General features: G+C 66.5%; 14 protein-coding genes. 8 read left to right on the top strand and 6 right to left on the bottom strand.

All coding sequences use genetic code 11. From position 1 onward, the window contains the following. Positions 1 to 20: 20 nt before the first annotated feature. From BLT78_RS02315 to doeA, 3 genes are all read right to left on the bottom strand, one after another. The gene (locus BLT78_RS02315) at positions 21 to 1,058 is read right to left on the bottom strand and encodes a TRAP transporter substrate-binding protein (protein WP_090347433.1); all 1,038 of its coding nucleotides are present in this window, start codon (positions 1,056 to 1,058) and stop codon (positions 21 to 23) included. A 61-nt stretch (positions 1,059 to 1,119) separates the two neighbouring features. Next, on the bottom strand, positions 1,120 to 2,163 hold the full coding sequence (gene doeB, locus BLT78_RS02310; protein WP_090347432.1) for a N(2)-acetyl-L-2,4-diaminobutanoate deacetylase DoeB: 1,044 nt from the start codon (positions 2,161 to 2,163) through the stop codon (positions 1,120 to 1,122). A 12-nt stretch (positions 2,164 to 2,175) separates the two neighbouring features. After that, positions 2,176 to 3,363, bottom strand: a complete 1,188-nt coding sequence (doeA, locus tag BLT78_RS02305) for an ectoine hydrolase DoeA (protein WP_090347431.1) — start codon at positions 3,361 to 3,363, stop codon at positions 2,176 to 2,178. A 139-nt stretch (positions 3,364 to 3,502) separates the two neighbouring features. Here doeA and ehuR point away from each other — a divergent pair, with 139 nt between their 5' ends. The 3 genes from ehuR (at position 3,503) to BLT78_RS02290 (ending at position 6,880) form a co-directional block, all read left to right on the top strand. Continuing rightward, entirely contained in the window at positions 3,503 to 4,906 is a 1,404-nt protein-coding gene (gene ehuR, locus BLT78_RS02300; protein ID WP_090347430.1) for a MocR-like ectoine utilization transcription factor EhuR, read from the top strand. 143 nt (positions 4,907 to 5,049) lie between these two features. Beyond that, complete coding sequence (locus tag BLT78_RS02295; protein WP_090347429.1) at positions 5,050 to 5,586, top strand: TRAP transporter small permease; 537 nt, start codon at positions 5,050 to 5,052, stop codon at positions 5,584 to 5,586. 16 nt (positions 5,587 to 5,602) lie between these two features. Further along, a complete protein-coding gene (locus tag BLT78_RS02290) occupies positions 5,603 to 6,880 on the top strand; it encodes a TRAP transporter large permease (RefSeq protein WP_090352092.1) in 1,278 nt (425 codons plus the stop codon). Positions 6,881 to 7,011: 131 nt separating this feature from the next. On the opposite strand, the gene thrH is transcribed toward BLT78_RS02290, so the two are convergent. Continuing rightward, positions 7,012 to 7,629, bottom strand: a complete 618-nt coding sequence (gene thrH, locus BLT78_RS02285; protein ID WP_090347428.1) for a bifunctional phosphoserine phosphatase/homoserine phosphotransferase ThrH — start codon at positions 7,627 to 7,629, stop codon at positions 7,012 to 7,014. 240 nt (positions 7,630 to 7,869) lie between these two features. Between thrH and BLT78_RS02280 the strand changes: the two genes are divergently transcribed. Both BLT78_RS02280 and BLT78_RS21510 read left to right on the top strand, forming a co-directional pair. Next, a complete protein-coding gene (locus BLT78_RS02280; protein ID WP_090347427.1) occupies positions 7,870 to 8,604 on the top strand; it encodes a phosphoadenylyl-sulfate reductase in 735 nt (244 codons plus the stop codon). A 122-nt stretch (positions 8,605 to 8,726) separates the two neighbouring features. After that, positions 8,727 to 8,903, top strand: a complete 177-nt coding sequence (locus BLT78_RS21510; protein WP_172830759.1) for a PA1571 family protein — start codon at positions 8,727 to 8,729, stop codon at positions 8,901 to 8,903. Here BLT78_RS21510 and pdxB read toward each other — a convergent pair whose 3' ends face one another. Next, positions 8,904 to 10,046, bottom strand: coding sequence for a 4-phosphoerythronate dehydrogenase PdxB (gene pdxB, locus BLT78_RS02275; protein WP_090347426.1), 1,143 nt, complete (start codon positions 10,044 to 10,046; stop codon positions 8,904 to 8,906). It abuts the gene before it with no gap. Positions 10,047 to 10,172: 126 nt separating this feature from the next. Here pdxB and BLT78_RS02270 point away from each other — a divergent pair, with 126 nt between their 5' ends. Both BLT78_RS02270 and BLT78_RS02265 read left to right on the top strand, forming a co-directional pair. Beyond that, entirely contained in the window at positions 10,173 to 11,576 is a 1,404-nt protein-coding gene (locus BLT78_RS02270) for an MATE family efflux transporter (RefSeq protein ID WP_090347425.1), read from the top strand. Positions 11,577 to 11,749: 173 nt separating this feature from the next. Next, positions 11,750 to 13,648 (top strand): S8 family serine peptidase, encoded by a 1,899-nt coding sequence (locus BLT78_RS02265; protein ID WP_157719460.1) that lies wholly within the window; start codon positions 11,750 to 11,752, stop codon positions 13,646 to 13,648. A 55-nt stretch (positions 13,649 to 13,703) separates the two neighbouring features. Here BLT78_RS02265 and tusA read toward each other — a convergent pair whose 3' ends face one another. After that, positions 13,704 to 13,943, bottom strand: coding sequence for a sulfurtransferase TusA (tusA, locus tag BLT78_RS02260; protein WP_090347423.1), 240 nt, complete (start codon positions 13,941 to 13,943; stop codon positions 13,704 to 13,706). Positions 13,944 to 14,067: 124 nt separating this feature from the next. Here tusA and acnA point away from each other — a divergent pair, with 124 nt between their 5' ends. Further along, the gene (gene acnA, locus BLT78_RS02255; RefSeq protein WP_090347422.1) at positions 14,068 to 16,740 is read left to right on the top strand and encodes an aconitate hydratase AcnA; all 2,673 of its coding nucleotides are present in this window, start codon (positions 14,068 to 14,070) and stop codon (positions 16,738 to 16,740) included. The last annotated feature ends 30 nt before the right edge of the window (positions 16,741 to 16,770 follow it).

The raw sequence follows: 16,770 nt of genomic DNA, 5'->3' as shown, positions 1-16,770 counted from the left end.
GCGCCACCCCGTCATCCCACTCAGCGCTTTTCCAGTGCGGCAATTTCCTTCTCGATCTGGTCGAGCATCGCACGGGTTTCCTGGCCGGCCAGCTTGGTGAGGGTGTCACGCAGCGGCTGGCTGGCCTTGCGGAACGCCTCCTGCTCTTCGGCCGAGAGCCTGACCAGGCGGATACCCGGCTTGGTCTGCTGGATCTTGGCCAGACGCTCGTCGCTGTAGCTGGCCTGGACGTCGAAGATATAGGGCGACAGTTCGGCGATGGTTTCGTCGATCAGCTTGCGGCGGGCCTCAGGCAAGCCCTGGTACCAGGACTCACTGGACAGCACGCCGACCGTGAACTGCTGGTGGCCCGGCCAGGTCAGTACGTCCGTCACCTCGTAGAACTTCATCTCCTCGATGGCGAAGACCGGGTTCTCCTGGCCGTCGATCATCTTCAGCTGCAGAGCGCCATAGACTTCCGAGTAGGGCAGCGGAGTCGGAACTGCGCCGAATGCCTTGTAGGTCTCGACCAGCATCGGCGAAGCCATCACCCGCATCTTGAAGTTGGCGAAATCGGCGGGCTTGCGGATCTCCTTGTTGGTGGTCCAGACCATTTCCCCTTCCGGGTACATGCTCATCAGCCGCAGGTTGCGCTGCTTGAGCTTGTCGGCCAGCGGGCCATAGATGGTCGGACTGGAAGACAGCACCTGCTGGTTGACACGGTTATCCTGGGAAAGCAGGTAGGGCACCGTGAACAGCTGCATTTCCGGCACCGTGGAGCCGAGGATACCGGTAGAGCCATGGGCGAACTGCAGCACGCCGTTGGCGACCAGTTCGGTCAGATCCTCGGACTCGCCGAGCGCGCCATAGGGATAGACAGTGACCTTGACGTCGCCACCACTCTTCTCCTCGATCAGTTGCTTGAACTTCTGTGCATAGGCGTCCTGCACGCTGCCGCTGACCTCCTCCAGAGCGAACTTCCACTCCTCCGCCGCAGCCAGGCCGGCCTGCCCCAGCAGCGCCAGCCCCATCCCGGCGACCAGCGCCGCGCGCTTGAAGCGACTAACGATCTTGCTCATCGTGGTGTCTCCATAGTTGTTATGTTTTTCGGATACGCGAAGGGGGTACGATCCTGGCGCGTCAGAGCACATCGGCAATTACAGCCACCGTATCGCCGATGGCGACCAGCGCGGGGAAGCGCCGGGCGACCAGCACGCCGTCCCGCTCGGCACGATACTCGGCCGGCGGCACCCCGGTGCGCTCGAGGGTATGCACTCGGGCGACCAGATCGCCGCGCCTGATCCGCTGACCGAGACTGCAGGTCAGCTCGAGAATGCCCTCGTGGATGCTCTGCACATAGCAGCTGGCATCCGGCATGTCGAGCTGTAGCGGCGCCTCGTCCGGCAGCTCCGGCTCACCCTCGATGATGCCGGCGAAGCGCAGGAAATTGCGCACGCCGCGATCGGCGATCGCCATGGTTTCCGGCGTGGTGGTGCCACCGCCGCGCAGCTCCGTGGTCACGAACACCTTGCCCTGAGCCTCGACCGCCGTGTCGTACAGCGAGGCGGCATCCAGCTCGAACAGCACCATGCAGGCTGGTGCCCCGAACAGGCGGGCGCCCTCGATGCAGCGCGCCTCCTGGGCGGCATCCGGCAGGCGATGAGCCGCCGCGAAGGGCACGAAGTCCAGTGTCTTGCCGCCGGAGTGGATATCCAGAGCGTAGTCGCACATCGGTACCAGATAGCGCTGGAAATAGTCCGCGATACGCTCGGTGATGCTGCCATGCGGGTGGCCGGGGAAGGCGCGATTGAGATTGCCCTTGTCGATCGGCGAAGTACGGCTGCCGTTGCGCGCCGCCGGGAAGTTCATCGCCGGAACGATGATCACCCTGCCCTGCACGTCCTCGGCGCGCAGCTCGGCGGCCAGCTTGAGCAGCGCGGTGATGCCTTCGTATTCGTCGCCGTGGTTGCCGCCAGTCAGCAGGGCCGTCGGCCCGCTGCCATTCTTCACCACGGTGACCGGCAGCATGATGCAGCCCCAGGCGGACTGGTCGTGGGAGTACGGCAGCTTGAGGAAGCCGTGCTGGACGCCGTCACGTTCGAAGTCGACGGTCGCGCTGATGGTCGTGGCCGGCAGAGCGGCGCCTCCCAGCGCCGCCAGACCTGCCTTGTTGGATGTAGTCATCGCACACTCCACTCAGGGCTTGACGAACAGTTGTCGCGGGAAGTTGCAGAGGGTTTCCACGCCCGTCTCGGTGATCAGGATGCTCTCCGTGGTTTCCAGCCCCCAGTCGTCCAGCCAGAGTCCCGGCATGAAGTGGAAGGTCATCCCCGGCTTGAGCACCGTCTGGTCGCTTTCACGCAGACTCATGGTGCGCTCGCCCCAGTCCGGCGGATAGCTCAGACCGATCGGGTAGCCGCAGCGATTGTCGCCGCGGTCGTAGCCGTAGCGGCGCAGGGTGCTGTTGAGTTCGCGGGCGATATCGCCGCAGGTGTTGCCGGGCTTGGCCACCGCCAGGCCGGCCTCAAGACCGGCATTGATCGCCTCTTCGGCCCTGCGGAATGCCGCCGGCGGCTCGCCCAGGTACAGCGTGCGCGACAGCGGGCAGTGGTAGCGCTTGTGGCAACCGGCAATCTCGAAGAAGGTACCCTCGCCCTTGCGGAACGGACGGTCGTCCCAGGTCAGATGCGGCGCCGAGGCATCCTTACCGGAGGGCAGCATCGGCACGATGGCCGGGTAGTCGCCGAACTTGCCGTCGTGCCCCTCGCAGGCCACCCGGTAGATCTCGCCTACCAGAACGTTCTTGGGCAGGCCCGGCTCGACCATTTCGATGATCGCGCGATGCATGTTCTCGACGATGCGCGCAGCGACGCGCATGTACTCCACCTCGGTCGGCGACTTGACCGCCCGGCACCAGTTGACCAGGCCGGTGGCGTCGACCAGGCGAGCCTCGGGCAGGCCGCGCAGCAGCGCCTGGTGCGAAGTGGCGCTGTAGTAGTAGTTGTCCATCTCCACGCCGATCGTGCCCTGCGTCCAGCCGCGACCGGGCAGAACTTCCTCGCAGAGGTAATCGAGCGCGTGATGCGGCGGATTCATGACATATCGGTCGCTGTAGGAGGCGATATCCTCCTCGGGCAGATAGACCGTGCGGCGCGCGCCATTGGCATCGATGCCACGGCCATACCACAGCGGATTGCCCGACTGACCGACCACCACGCACTGCGGGGTGTAGAAGGACCAGCCGTCATAGCCGGTGAGCCAGGCCATGTTGGACGGGTCGTGCACGATGAGGACGTCCAGACCACGCTCGACCATGGCGCGGCGCACCTTGGCGAGGCGTTGGGCGTACTCCTCCCGACTGAAGCTCAGAGTCGTTTCATTCATGACTACATCTCGGAATGGACATTTTGTTCACTGCATTGTACTGAGATGGGCTAGAATGATTTTCGAAAAGACAAGTCAATCCGGCCTGGTTCGCAGTATTCATACCAGTACAAATTGCCGTCAAGGAAAATATTGAACCATGACAATTGACCTGAAGCCCTTCATCCGCAATGGGCAGCCCAAGTACCTCGCCATCGGCAACGCACTGACCGAAGCCATCAACAGCGGCGCACTGCAACCCGGCAGCCGCCTGCCCACTCATCGCGAACTGGCCGAACAACTGGGCGTGAGCGTACAGACGGTGAGTAACGCCTACGCCCATGCCGAGAAGGAGGGCGTGATCTACGCCCAGGTCGGCAACGGCACCTTCGTGCGCAGCCGCACCCTGAACAGCGAGGCGGACTATCTGTCCACCGACGAGCAGGACAACCCGCATCGTGGCATCGACCTTTCCACCGCCCATCCGGTGTGCACGCCTCGTCATGTGCGCCTCTACCGCGAGTCACTCGAGCGCCTGGCACGCGAGGGACGCGAGGACTTCATCACCTCGTTCCATCCCACCGAGGGCCTGAGCCGGCATCGCGAGGTGGTCTGCGACTGGCTGGGCCAGCAGCAGAAAATGCCAGCCAATCCAGACCACATGCTGTTCTGCAACGGTGCGGCTCACGCCCTGACCATAGCCATGGCCACGGTGGTCAAGCCTGGCGAAACCGTGCTGTGCGAGCGGGAAACAGGCATGCTGCCGATGGCCCTGGCGCAGACCCTGCACTTCAAGCTCAAGGGTGTCGATACCGACGAGCAAGGACTGCTGCCGGAGGCCCTGGACGCCGCCTGCCGGCAAGGCGGCGCAAGGGTGCTGTTCTGCACGCCGACGATGAACAACCCGACCAGCGACACCATGGGCCCTGCACGCCGCCAGGCGATTGCCGAAGTGGTCGAGCGGCACGACCTGCTGGTGATCGAGGACGATGTCTATGGCGCGCTGGAGCCGAACCGCTCCGCGCCACTTTCTGCCCTGCTGCCCAATCGCAGCTTCTATGCCACCAGCCTGACCAAGGTGACCCTGCCGGGCATGCGCGCCGGGTATCTGATCACCCCGCCCAACCTGGTGCACCAAGCCGTCGGCCGCCTGCGCAGTACCACCTGGATGGCCACCCTGATGCCCTTCGAGATCGCCAGTTGGTGGATGCAGGACGGCACGCTCGACCAGATGATCGCCTACCAGCAACAGGAGTTCGCCGCGCGCCAGCAGATGGCTCGCGAGCTGCTCGGCCCCTGCCGGTACAAGGCCCACCCCAACGGCATGCTCATCTGGGCCGAGCTGCCCGAGCACTGGCAGGCCGAGAAGTTCGTTCGCTACGCCCGCCAGGAAGGCGTGATGATCCATCCGGCCGAGCCCTTCCTGCCCGGCCCCAATCAGGACAACCGCCACGTACGCATCACCCTGGGAGCCGAACAGAGCCGCTCACGCCTGCAGGTGGGGCTGCGCACCCTCAGGGAACTGCTGGATACCTCGCCGGCGCCACTGCACTTCGTGTTCTGAGGGCGCAGCAAAAACCACAACAATATCGGATCAATTCAGAAAGAATCATGACAAGCAAAAATTGACGTGATTTTTAGCCAGGGATAAGGTCGGAGACGTACAACAAAAACAACTGCCGCCTTGCCTGGCGGCTGGAGGTCCCCATGGTTTACTTGCGAAAACTGGACTGGGTGCTGGACAAACTGGAGGCCTGCATCCTGGCTGCCTCGGTCCTGTTGATGGCCCTGAACTCGATCGGCAACGTCTTCGGGCGCTACCTGTTCAACCAAAGCCTGTACTTCTCCGAGGAGCTCAACCAGTTCCTCGTCATCTTCATCACCTTCGTTGGCTGCAGCTTCGCCGCCCGCCATGCCCGCCACATCAGCATGAGCGCCTGCATCGAACATTTGCGCGGGCGCAGCGCAGCCCTGGCCCTGCTGCTGATCAACCTGCTCACCGCCGGCCTGATCCTCTGGCTGACCTGGGCATCGATCGGCTACGTCCAGAGCGCGGCCCGGATCGGTCGCGCCTCATCGGCCCTGCAACTCCCCCTCCATTACATCTACATAGTGATTCCCCTGGGCCTTGGCCTGACCGGCCTGCAGTTCCTGCGCCATGCCGGTCTGCAGCTCATGGTGCTGAGTGGCTGCATCGACGCGTCGCGCTGCAACCCCCACACCTCTCTCCCGCCCCAAGCCTGAGCCCGCCGCCATGGACATGACAACCGTACTGCTGATCGTGATGCTCAGCCTCCTGCTGCTGGGCTTCCCGATGATGACCACCCTGCTGGCCGCGGCCGGGATCGGCTTCGTCGCCTTTTTCAACATGGGACCGGAATTCATCATCCAGCAGATGATCGCCGGCATCCGCCCGGCCGCCCTGGTCGCCGTGCCGATGTTCATTCTCGCCGCCGACATCATCACCCGCGGCGCCACCGCCAACCGTCTGCTCGATGTCGCCATGGCCTTCGTCGGCCACATGCGCGGAGGCATGGCCATCACCACGGCGGTGAGCTGCGCCCTGTTCGGCGCGGTCTCCGGTTCCACCCAGGCCACCGTGGTCGGCGTTGGCAGCATCATGCGGCCCAAGATGCTGCAGCAGGGCTACAAGGACAGCTTCGTGCTCGCTCTGATCATCAATGCCTCCGACATCGCCCTGCTGATCCCACCGAGCATCGGCATGATCATCTACGGCGTGGTGTCGGGAACCTCGGTGGCCGAGCTGTTCATCGCCGGCATCGGCCCCGGCCTGGTACTGATGCTGCTGCTCTCGGCCTACTGCTACTTCTACGCGCGTCGCGAAGGGATTCCGCAGGCTCCGGCCATGCCGTGGAGCGAGCGGCTGCGCCTGTGCCGCCGCGCCATCCTGCCCATGCTGCTGCCGGTCATCTGCATCGGCGGCATCTATTCCGGGGCATTCAGCCCGACTGAAGCCGCTTCGATTTCAGTGCTCTACGCGCTGGTGCTCGAAGTCGTGATATTCCGTCGCCTGCATCTGAAGGAACTGGGTTCCATCGCACTGTCCACCGGACTGATCACTGCCGTGGTCTTCATCCTGGTCGCTGCAGGCTCCGCGTTCTCCTGGGTCATCTCCTTCGCGCAGATTCCCCAACAGATCCTCGCAGGCATCGGCCTGATGAGCGCCTCGCCAACCGAACTGCTGATCATCATTTCGGTAGCCTTCTTCATCGGCTGCATGTTCGTTGACCCGATCGTGGTGATGCTGATCCTCGTGCCGATCTTCACCCCGGCGATCAAGGCCTCCGGCCTGGACCCGGTGCTGGTTGGCACCATCATCACCCTGCAGGCGGCCATCGGTTCGGCGACGCCACCGTTCGGCTGCGACATCTTCACCGCGATCGCCATCTTCAAGCGCCCCTACTTCGAGGTGATCCGCGGCAGCCTGCCCTTCTTCGCCATCCTGCTACTGATGTCAGCGCTGCTGATCGTCTTCCCCCAAATCACCCTGGCACTCAGGGATCTGGCCTTCCGCTAAGCCGTCTGGCGGAGCCCTCTCCCGGAGAGGCACGGGCTCCACTTCTACGTCTGCCGCCGCCCTTTACTCCCGTCCGCCAGAAACGACGAGGCCCGCACTATGGCGGGCCTCGCTTTCACATCAGTCAGCGCTTACAGGCTGAGCTCGCGGCTGGACGCCTTGAGGAACTCGCGCTTGAGGTCTTCGTAGGTGTGCACCGCCGGGAACTGCGGGAACTCGCGGATCACGTTGTCCGGGGCGTGGAACAGGATGCCGGCGTGCGCCTCGGAGAGCATGGTGGTGTCGTTGTACGAGTCGCCGGCGGCGATCACCCGGTAGTACAGGCTCTTCAGGGCGATCACCGACTGGCGCTTGGGATCCTTCTGGCGCAGCTGGTAGTCCACCACGCGGTCGGTCTCGTCGGTGATCAGGCGGTGGCACAGCAGGGTCGGGAAGCCGAGCTGACGCATCAGCGGCTGGGAGAACTCGTAGAAGGTGTCGGAGAGGATCACCACCTGGAAGCGCTCGCGCAGCCAGTCGACGAACTCCACCGCGCCGTCCAGCGGCTTGAGGGTGGCGATCACTTCCTGGATGTCGCGCAGCTTGAGGCCGTGCTCGTCGAGGATGCGCATGCGCTGCTTCATCAGCACGTCGTAGTCGGGAATGTCGCGGGTGGTCGCCTTGAGCGCGTCGATTCCGGTTTTTTCGGCGAAGGCGATCCAGATTTCCGGGACCAGTACGCCCTCGAGATCAAGGCAGGCGATTTCCACAGGGCACTCCTCAATTATTCGGCCAAGAAAGGAGGCGGCACTCTAGCGACTTGGCCGCGCCGGCGCAACGCGGCACGCGTCGGCTCGCCCCTGCAAGCGCAAATGAACGCCGGGGCAGGCACGCCGACACATATTCCCTTTTGGCAGGCATACAGCGTTATTTGGTTATTTCTACGCATAAACACCGAGCTGCTACCATGACCGCAGCTTTCACCCTACTAGAAGAAGCGGAATTGCCCGATGAGCCAGACCCTCGATGTTGCCGCCCTGGCGGCCGCCTACGCCGACAAATCTCCGCAGGAGGTGCTCAAGCTTGCCTTCGAGCACTTCGGCGACGACCTGTGGATCTCCTTCAGCGGCGCCGAGGATGTGGTGCTGGTGGACATGGCCTGGAAGCTGAACAAGAACGTCAGGGTGTTCAGCCTGGATACCGGCCGTCTGCACGCGCAGACCTACCGCTTCATCGAGCAGGTGCGCGAGCATTACGGCATCGCCATCGAGGTGCTGTCGCCGGATCCGCGCCTGCTCGAGCCGCTGGTGCGCGAGAAGGGCCTGTTCAGCTTCTACAAGGACGGCCACGGCGAATGCTGCGGCATCCGCAAGATCGAGCCGCTCAAGCGCAAGCTGGCCACCGTCAGCGCCTGGGCCACCGGCCAGCGCCGCGACCAGAGCCCCGGCACCCGCAGCAAGGTCGCCGCGCTGGAACTGGATAGCGCCTTCTCCAGCGCCGACAAGCCGCTGTACAAGTTCAACCCGCTGGCCAACATGAGCAGCGAGGAAGTCTGGGGCTACATCCGCATGCTGGAGATCCCCTACAACCCGCTGCACGAGCAAGGCTACATCAGCATCGGCTGCGAGCCCTGCACCCGTCCGGTGCTGCCCAACCAGCACGAACGCGAAGGGCGCTGGTGGTGGGAGGAGGCGACCCACAAGGAGTGCGGCCTGCACGCCGGCAACCTGATCGCCAAGGACTGATTCGCCGCCCTCGAGAGCCCGGCCGCAGCCAACGGCCGGGCTTTTTCACGCCTGGCGACTGTCATCGCCGCTTCATCCGGCCGCTCTAGACTGCCTGCACAGACAGCAAAGGAGAGGTCACCATGCGTCAGGAACCGCAACAGCCGCAACTCAACCGCACCGCCCAGCAGCTGCGCCATAGCCACCTCGGCGCGATCATCGACGCCCAGGGCCGGGAAATCCCCATCACCGAGCAGATGATCCTGCAGGCCTGTCGCCAGCTGGAGAAGGAATCGCGCCTGCGCCGCCTGTTCTTCTGATCAGCGCAGCGTGACCCCCAGCGCCGCCAACTGGCGGCGCAGCGGCTGCGCAGCGGCCGGCAGGCGCACCGCCAGTCCGGGCAACTCGCGGCGCGGCGGATAGTGCTTGCGCAGCGCGTCGAAGCCGGCGCGGCGCGCCTCGGCATCGCCCTGCAGACTGCGACGGAAGGCAGCATCGTCGCCACGCGGGTCGTACACCGCGCGGCACACGGTGGCCAGCGCCCAGGCCGGATCGGCCTGCTCGTGCAGGCTCAGCTCGCTCAGCCAGGTCGGCGGCAGCAACTGCGCCAGGCTGACCGTCGGCGCCACGCCCTGCCAGGCGCAGAACGCCCGGTAGATCTGCTCGGTGCCGCGCAGCTTGCCGTCCAGGCTGTAGCCGGCGATATGCGGGGTGGCCAGCAGACAGAGCGCGGCCAGTTGCGGATCGGCCTGCGGCTCGCCCTCCCAGACATCCAGCACCACCTCGAGATCGGCGCCGCCCAGCAGGTGCGCCTTGAGCGCGGCATTGTCGATCACCGCACCACGGCTGGCGTTGATCAGCCAGCAGCCGGGCTTCAGGCTGCGCAGGCGCTCGGCGTCGAGCAGATGCCAGGTGGCGTCGGCACCCTCGCGGGTCAGCGGGGTGTGCAGGCTGATCGCGTCGCAGCGCGCGAGGATCTCCGCGAGGCTGACGAAATCGCCACCCTCGCGCGCCTGACGCGGCGGGTCGCAGACCAGCACGTTCCAGCCCAGGCCACGCAACACCTCCACCAGCCTACCGCCGACCTGGCCGGCGCCGACCACGCCGTAGGTACGCTGCGCCAGATCGGCGCCGCGCCGCTCGGCGAGGGCGAACAGCGCGCCCAGCACGTAGTCGACCACCCCGCGCGCGTTGCAGCCCGGCGCGCTGGACCAGGCGATGCCGGCCTCGGCGAACCAGTCGAGATCCAGGTGGTCGGTGCCGATGGTGCAGGTGCCGACGAACTTCACCGCGCTGCCCTCCAGCAGCGCGCGGTCGACGCGGGTCACCGAACGCACCAGCAGCGCGTCGGCGTCCATCACCGCGGCGCGATCGATGGCGCGGCCGGCCTGACGGCGAATCTCGCCGAAGGAAGCGAAGAAGGGATCGAGCAGCGGGATGTTTTCGTCGGCCAGCAGGCGCATGGGAGTGTCCGTCGGAAAGTCGGGAATTGCCGCCACTTTACCCGATCGGCGGGCGCGGTGCGGCCCAATGCTGGCACCACTTCGGTGCACGGCGTAGACTGCCCGGCTGTCTGTCGAGGTTCTTCGATGTCCGCCCTGCCCGCTTCACCCGCCCCCTCCCGCCTGCACCGCTGCCTGCGCGAAGTCCGGGCCCTGCTCGCCCTCGCCGGCCCGATCATCGTCGCCCAGCTCGCCAATACCGCCATGGGCTTCGTCGACACCCTGATGGCCGGCCGGGTCAGCGCCCGCGACCTGGCGGCGGTGGCGCTGGGCAATTCGGTGTGGATCCCGGTGCTGCTGCTGATGAACGGCATCCTGCTGGCCACCACCGCCAAGGTGGCGCGCAAGGTCGGCGCCGGCAGCTATGCGCTGATCGGCCCGCTGGTGCGCCAGGCCCTGTGGCTGGGTCTGGCCATCGGCCTGATCGCCATGGTCCTGCTGCTCTCGGCCAAGCCGGTGCTGCAAATGATGCGAGTGGAGCAATCCCTGGGCGAGGTCGCCATGGGCTATCTGCGCGCGGTGGCCCTCGGCTTCCCGGCGCTGGCGCTGTATCAGGTGCTGCGCGGCTTCAGCGACGGCCTGGGCAGCACCCGGCCGAGCATGGTGATCGGCCTGCTCGGCCTGCTGCTGAACATTCCCGCCAACTATGTGCTGATCTACGGCAAGTTCGGCCTGCCGGCGCTGGGCGGGGTCGGCTGCGGCTGGGCCACCGCGTTGGTGATGTGGTTCATGTTCGGCGCCATGCTGCTGTGGGTGCACTGGGCGCCGCTATACAGGTCCAGCCGGCTGTTCGAACGCCTGGAGGCACCGCGCTGGCCGGTGATCCGCGACCTGCTCGCCGTCGGTCTGCCGATCGGCGTGGCCATCTTCGCCGAGGCCAGCATCTTCTCGGTGATCGCCCTGCTGATCGGCAGCCTGGGCGCCAGCGTGGTGGCCGGCCACCAGATCGCCCTGAACTTCTCCTCGATGGTGTTCATGATCCCCTACTCGCTGGCGATGGCCGCCACGGTGCGGGTCGGCCAGGCCCTCGGCCGCGGCGCGCCGCGCGATGCGCGCTTCTCCGCCGGGGTGGCGATGGCCAGCGCGCTGGCCTACGCCTGCTGCTCGGCCAGCCTGATCCTGCTGCTGCGCACGGACATCGCGCGTCTCTACACGCCGGATGTCGAAGTGCTGACCATCGCCAGCGCGCTGATGGTGTACTCGGCACTGTTCCAGTTCTCCGACGCCATCCAGGTCACCGCCGCCGGCGCGTTGCGCGGCTACCAGGACACCCGGGCGACCATGCTGATCACCCTGCTGGCCTACTGGGGCATCGGTCTGCCGATCGGCTACGGTCTGGGCCTCAGCACGCTGTTCGGCCCGCCCAGCGGCCCGGCCGGTCTGTGGCAGGGCCTGGTGGTCGGCCTGACCTGCGCCGCCGTGCTGCTCGGCGTGCGCCTGCAGCGCAGCGCCCGGCGGCATATCCGCGCCGCCCGCCTGGCCAGCGCCTGACACGCGCCACGCAACCGGCTGTCAGCTCGAGCTGACAGCACTGCGCCAGCATTACGCAGGCCGCAGCGGCCTCACCTATACCTGAAGGCGTTCCCGCTGGTTTACCGGGAGCTGAACAGCTCCCTAAGCCGTTGTAACGGGCCCGACCCACACCGTATACGGGAGGGCGTCTCGTGCAGCCCCTTCGCTTCATGACCGGCCTGCTGGCGCTGCTGCTGGCAACCAGCAGCAGCCTCTTCGCCGCCACGCCAGCGGACCTCGGCCAGCTCGACATTCCCCGCTACGCTCCCGACCGCGTGCTGGTCAAGTTCAGGCCCGGCACCGCGGCCGCCGAGATAAGCGCCGAGCATCGCAACGCGCACGCCGTGCCGCTGCGCAGCCTGCCCGAGATCGACGTGCAGGTGATGCAGGTGCCCGTCGGCATGGTCGAGGACAGCATCGCGGTCTACCGGCGCAACCCCAACGTGCTGTATGCCGAACCGGACTATTACCGGCTGCTGGTGATGCCGCGCGAGGAACCCGGGCCTACCCCTGCAGGCGGCGCCAACTACTTCGCGGAGCAGTGGTACCTGGACAACACGGGGCAGAACCACACGTTCGTCAACCAGACGATCTTCGGCGCGTTCCTCGATGTCACCAGCGGCACGCCGAACGCCGACATCAACGCCCCGCAGGCCTGGGATCTGCGCCGGGGACAGGTCGGCGATCCGACCTCCTACGACCGGCCGAAGATCGCCGTGCTGGACAGCGGTGCCGACTGCAACGTGCCCGATCTGCGTGGCAAGTGTCTGGAACAGGTCGATGTGGTCGGCGCCAAGGCCAACGACACCTGCCCCGCCGGCGAGCCGGCCTGCGACAACTACGGCCATGGCACCTTCGTCGCCGGCGAAGCGGTGGCCAACACCGACAACGCCGAGGGCGTGGCGGGCGTCGGCTGGCATACCGGCGCCGGCATCTTCAAGGTCTGCTACCTGGAGCTGGTGACCGACGGCTTCTTTCTCTACGAGGTGGGGCTGTGCCCGGTTTCCGGGTCGAGCGAGGCGATCCTCAGAGCCTCCACCGATCAGTCCGTCAACGGCAACCTGGTGCGCAGCCAGTACCAGGTGATCACCATGAGCTACGCCAGCGACCTCATCGACAGCGCCGGAAATATCACCCAGACCGACGCCTCCAGCGCCGAGTGCGAGGCCATCGCGCTCGCCCGCGACCGGGGCGTGCTGGTGGTCGCCGCCGCCGGCAACAACGGCGACACCAGTCGCACCTACCCCGCCGCCTGCACGGACGACCAGGGCCGGTCGACGGTGATCTCGGTCGCCGCCGCCGACCATGAGGACGATCGCGTCAGCTTCTCGACCTACAGCCGTTCGACCGACCACTGGGTATCCCTGGCAGCCCCCGGTCAGGACATCATCGGCATCCTGCCGAGCGCCAACTGCAATCTCGCCGCCGACAACGACAGCTGTGTGGACTGGTGGAGCGGCACCTCGATGGCCGCACCGCTGGTCGCCGGCGCTGCCGCGCTGGTCTGGGACGACCTCTACGCCCGTCTGCCGGCCGGGACCTCCCGGGCCGCGGCGACGTGCAGCTATGCCGGCATGCCCTGCAACCAGGCGGTGCGCCTGCGTCTGGAGCAGAACGCAGCCAAGGTCGGCGCCAACGCCCAGAACCTGCTGAGCTGGACCGCCAACGGACGGCTCGATCTGGCGGCCGCGCTGCGCAACGACGTCACGACGGGCGGCGGCACGGCACCGGTCGCGGCGTTCCGCTACGACTGCATCGGTCTGGCCTGCAACTTCACTGCCTCGGGCAGTGGCGCAGGCACGCTCAGCTATCGCTGGGTGTGGGGCGACGGCACGGCCGATGGTTCGGGCAGCAATCCCAGCCATACCTATCCGGCGACCGGGAGCTACACCGTGACCCAGACGGCGACGGACAGCAACGGCAGCACCTCGGTCAGCACCACCCTCAACCTGAAAGCAGGCAAGCGCAGCGTCAGCGGCAGTGTCAGCAGCGACAGCGGCGGTTCAGGTGGCAGTGGTGGGGTGTGCACCCATCCCAAGGGGAAATGCTGAGGCCTGGCCATGAAGCATCAAGGGCGCCTCTGGCGCCCTTGATGCTTTCGCCGGCTCAATCCGCCTTCTTGCGAATCCAGTACAGGTAGGTGCCGGCCTCTTCCTGCTGCTCCAGCAGTTCGTGACCGAGGAACATGCAGAACTTGGGGATGTCGCGGCGGGTCGAGGGGTCGGTGGCGATCACCTTGAGCAGGCCGCCGGCCGGCAGATCGCGCACCTTGTTGTGCAGCATCATCACCGGCTCGGGGCAGTTGAGGCCGGTGGCGTCGAGAATGGCGTCGGGTTGCTGGGACATGGGTAACTCCGCGTGTCAGGCCGGCATTGTCGCGCAAAGCGCCGCGGCGGCCAACCAAGCGACTAAGCTTGAATATCGACTCCTGCGTCGGCCTGTCGCCGCCGCCCCTGTCGGAGGATGCGTCATGCCCCACCCGGACAGTTTCCAGTGCCGTCGCGAACTGCAGGTGAACGGCCTAACCTACCAGTACTTCAGCCTGGCCGAAGCCGGCCGCCAGCTCGGCGACATCCGCCAGCTGCCGGTCTCGCTCAAGGTGCTGCTGGAGAACCTGCTGCGCTGCGAGGACGGCCACCGGGTGACCGCCGACGACTGTCGCGCGCTGGTCGAATGGCTGAAGAAGCGCGGCTCGGAACGGGAGATCCAGTTCAGCCCGGCACGGGTGCTGATGCAGGACTTCACCGGCGTGCCCGGGGTGGTCGACCTGGCGGCCATGCGCGACGCGATGGTCGACGCCGGCGGCGATCCACTGAAGATCAATCCGCTGGCACCGGTGGATCTGGTGATCGACCACTCGGTGATGGTCGACCGCTTCGCCGATCCGAGCGCCTTCGCCGACAACGTCGCCATCGAGATGCAGCGCAACCACGAGCGCTACGCCTTCCTGCGCTGGGGCCAGCAGGCCTTCGCCAACTTTCGCGTGGTGCCACCGGGCACCGGCATCTGCCATCAGGTCAACCTCGAGTACCTGGGCCAGGTGGTGTGGAGCCGCGATGAGGACGGCACCCTGCTCGCCTACCCCGACACCCTGGTCGGCACCGATTCGCACACCACCATGATCAACGGCCTCGGCGTGCTCGGCTGGGGCGTCGGCGGCATCGAGGCCGAGGCGGTGATGCTCGGCCAGCCGATGTCGATGCTGATCCCCGAGGTGATCGGCGTGCGCCTGTCCGGCAAGCTGCGCGAGGGCGTCACCGCCACCGACCTGGTGCTGACCGTCACCGAACTGCTGCGCAAGCGCGGCGTGGTGGGCAAGTTCGTCGAATTCTACGGTCCGGGGCTCGACCACCTGCCGCTGGCCGACCGCGCCACCATCGCCAACATGGCCCCGGAATACGGCGCCACCTGCGGCTTCTTCCCGGTCGACACGATCACTCTCGACTACCTGCGCCTGTCCGGCCGCGATCCCGCACGCATCGCCCTGGTCGAGGCCTACTGCAAGGCCCAGGGCCTGTGGCGCGCCCCCGGCGACGAGCCGGTGTTCACCGACAGCCTGCCCCTGGACCTCGCCAGCGTGCAGCCCTCGCTGGCCGGCCCCAAGCGTCCGCAGGACCGCGTCGCCCTCGAGGACATCCACAGCCAGTTCGACCTGTTGCTCGAACTGGACGGACGCAAGAGCGAACTGGACACGGCCTTCCCGGTCGCCGGCGAGCCCTACGGGCTGCACCACGGCGACGTGGTGATCGCCGCCATCACCTCCTGCACCAACACCTCCAACCCCAGCGTGCTGATGGCCGCCGGACTGCTGGCGAAAAAAGCCGTGGAGCGCGGCCTGGCCAGGCGGCCGTGGGTCAAGTCGTCGCTGGCGCCGGGCTCCAAGGTGGTCACCGACTACCTGGCCAAGGCCGGGCTCACCCCATACCTCGACCAGCTCGGCTTCAACCTGGTCGGCTATGGCTGCACCACCTGCATCGGCAATTCAGGACCGCTACCGCCGCCCATCGCCGACTGCGTGAACGCAAACGACCTGATCGTCAGCTCGGTGCTGTCCGGCAACCGCAACTTCGAGGGGCGCGTGCATCCCCAGGTCAAGGCCAACTGGCTGGCTTCGCCGCCCCTGGTGGTGGCCTTCGCCCTGGCCGGCACCACGCGCATCGACCTCACCCGCGAGCCGCTGGGAACCGGCAATGACGGCCAGCCGGTGTATCTGAAGGACATCTGGCCGAGCAACGACGAGGTGGCGGCGGCAGTCGGCGCGGTGGACGGCGCCATGTTCCGCCGCCAGTACGCCGACGTGTTCAGCGGCGACGAGGCCTGGCGCACGATCGCCGTCAGCGGCGGCGCCACCTATCCCTGGGATGCCGCTTCCACCTACATCAAGCGAGCGCCGTTCTTCGCGGATATCGACCAGCCGCCGGCCGCCCTGACCGACATCGAGGATGCGCGCATTCTCGCCCTGTTCGGCGACTCCATCACCACCGACCACATCTCCCCGGCCGGCAGCATCAAGCCCAGTTCGCCGGCGGGCCTCTACCTGCAGTCGCTTGGCGTGACACCGGCCGACTTCAACTCCTACGGCGCACGGCGCGGCAACCATGAGGTGATGATGCGCGGCACCTTCGCCAACATTCGCATCCGCAACGAGATGCTCGGCGGCGAGGAAGGCGGCAACACCCTGCACCAGCCATCCGGCGACAAGCTGTCGATCTACGATGCGGCGATGCGCTACCAGGCCGACGCGGTGCCGCTGGTGGTGATCGCCGGCCAGGAGTACGGCACCGGCTCCTCGCGCGACTGGGCGGCCAAGGGCACCAAGCTGCTGGGGGTGAAGGCGGTGCTCGCCGAGAGCTTCGAGCGCATCCACCGCTCCAACCTGGTCGGCATGGGCGTCCTGCCGCTGCAATTCATGCCCGGGCAGAACCGCCAGAGCCTGGCGCTCAACGGCAGCGAGCGGCTCACCGTCCGCGGCCTGGCCGGCGGCCTCGGCCCGCGGCAGAAGCTGATCGTCGAACTGCTGCGCGCCGACGGCACCGAGGAGCGCTTCGCCGTGCTGTGCCGCATCGACACCGCCATCGAGATCGAGTACTTCAAGGCCGGCGGCATCCTGCAGTATGTGCTCAGGCAACTGCTCGCGGGCTGAGCGCTCCCCGCGCCCAGCGTGCGAGAAAGT

The organism is Pseudomonas oryzae (assembly GCF_900104805.1).
In the GTDB taxonomy this organism is placed as follows: domain Bacteria; phylum Pseudomonadota; class Gammaproteobacteria; order Pseudomonadales; family Pseudomonadaceae; genus Geopseudomonas; species Geopseudomonas oryzae.
The sequence above is the reverse complement of the archived record's forward strand: the minus strand, read 5'-3'. Positions and strand labels throughout refer to the sequence as shown.

Bases quoted from the DNA above. Each gene is read 5' to 3' on its own strand.
- BLT78_RS02315 (WP_090347433.1), bottom strand. From the start codon at position 1,058: ATGAGCAAGATCGTTAGTCGCTTCAAGCGCGCGGCGCTGGTCGCCGGG.
- doeB (WP_090347432.1), bottom strand. From the start codon at position 2,163: ATGACTACATCCAACAAGGCAGGTCTGGCGGCGCTGGGAGGCGCCGCT.
- doeA (WP_090347431.1), bottom strand. From the start codon at position 3,363: ATGAATGAAACGACTCTGAGCTTCAGTCGGGAGGAGTACGCCCAACGC.
- ehuR (WP_090347430.1), top strand. From the start codon at position 3,503: ATGACAATTGACCTGAAGCCCTTCATCCGCAATGGGCAGCCCAAGTAC.
- BLT78_RS02295 (WP_090347429.1), top strand. From the start codon at position 5,050: ATGGTTTACTTGCGAAAACTGGACTGGGTGCTGGACAAACTGGAGGCC.
- BLT78_RS02290 (WP_090352092.1), top strand. From the start codon at position 5,603: ATGACAACCGTACTGCTGATCGTGATGCTCAGCCTCCTGCTGCTGGGC.
- BLT78_RS02280 (WP_090347427.1), top strand. From the start codon at position 7,870: ATGAGCCAGACCCTCGATGTTGCCGCCCTGGCGGCCGCCTACGCCGAC.
- BLT78_RS21510 (WP_172830759.1), top strand. From the start codon at position 8,727: ATGCGTCAGGAACCGCAACAGCCGCAACTCAACCGCACCGCCCAGCAG.
- pdxB (WP_090347426.1), bottom strand. From the start codon at position 10,046: ATGCGCCTGCTGGCCGACGAAAACATCCCGCTGCTCGATCCCTTCTTC.
- BLT78_RS02270 (WP_090347425.1), top strand. From the start codon at position 10,173: ATGTCCGCCCTGCCCGCTTCACCCGCCCCCTCCCGCCTGCACCGCTGC.
- tusA (WP_090347423.1), bottom strand. From the start codon at position 13,943: ATGTCCCAGCAACCCGACGCCATTCTCGACGCCACCGGCCTCAACTGC.
- acnA (WP_090347422.1), top strand. From the start codon at position 14,068: ATGCCCCACCCGGACAGTTTCCAGTGCCGTCGCGAACTGCAGGTGAAC.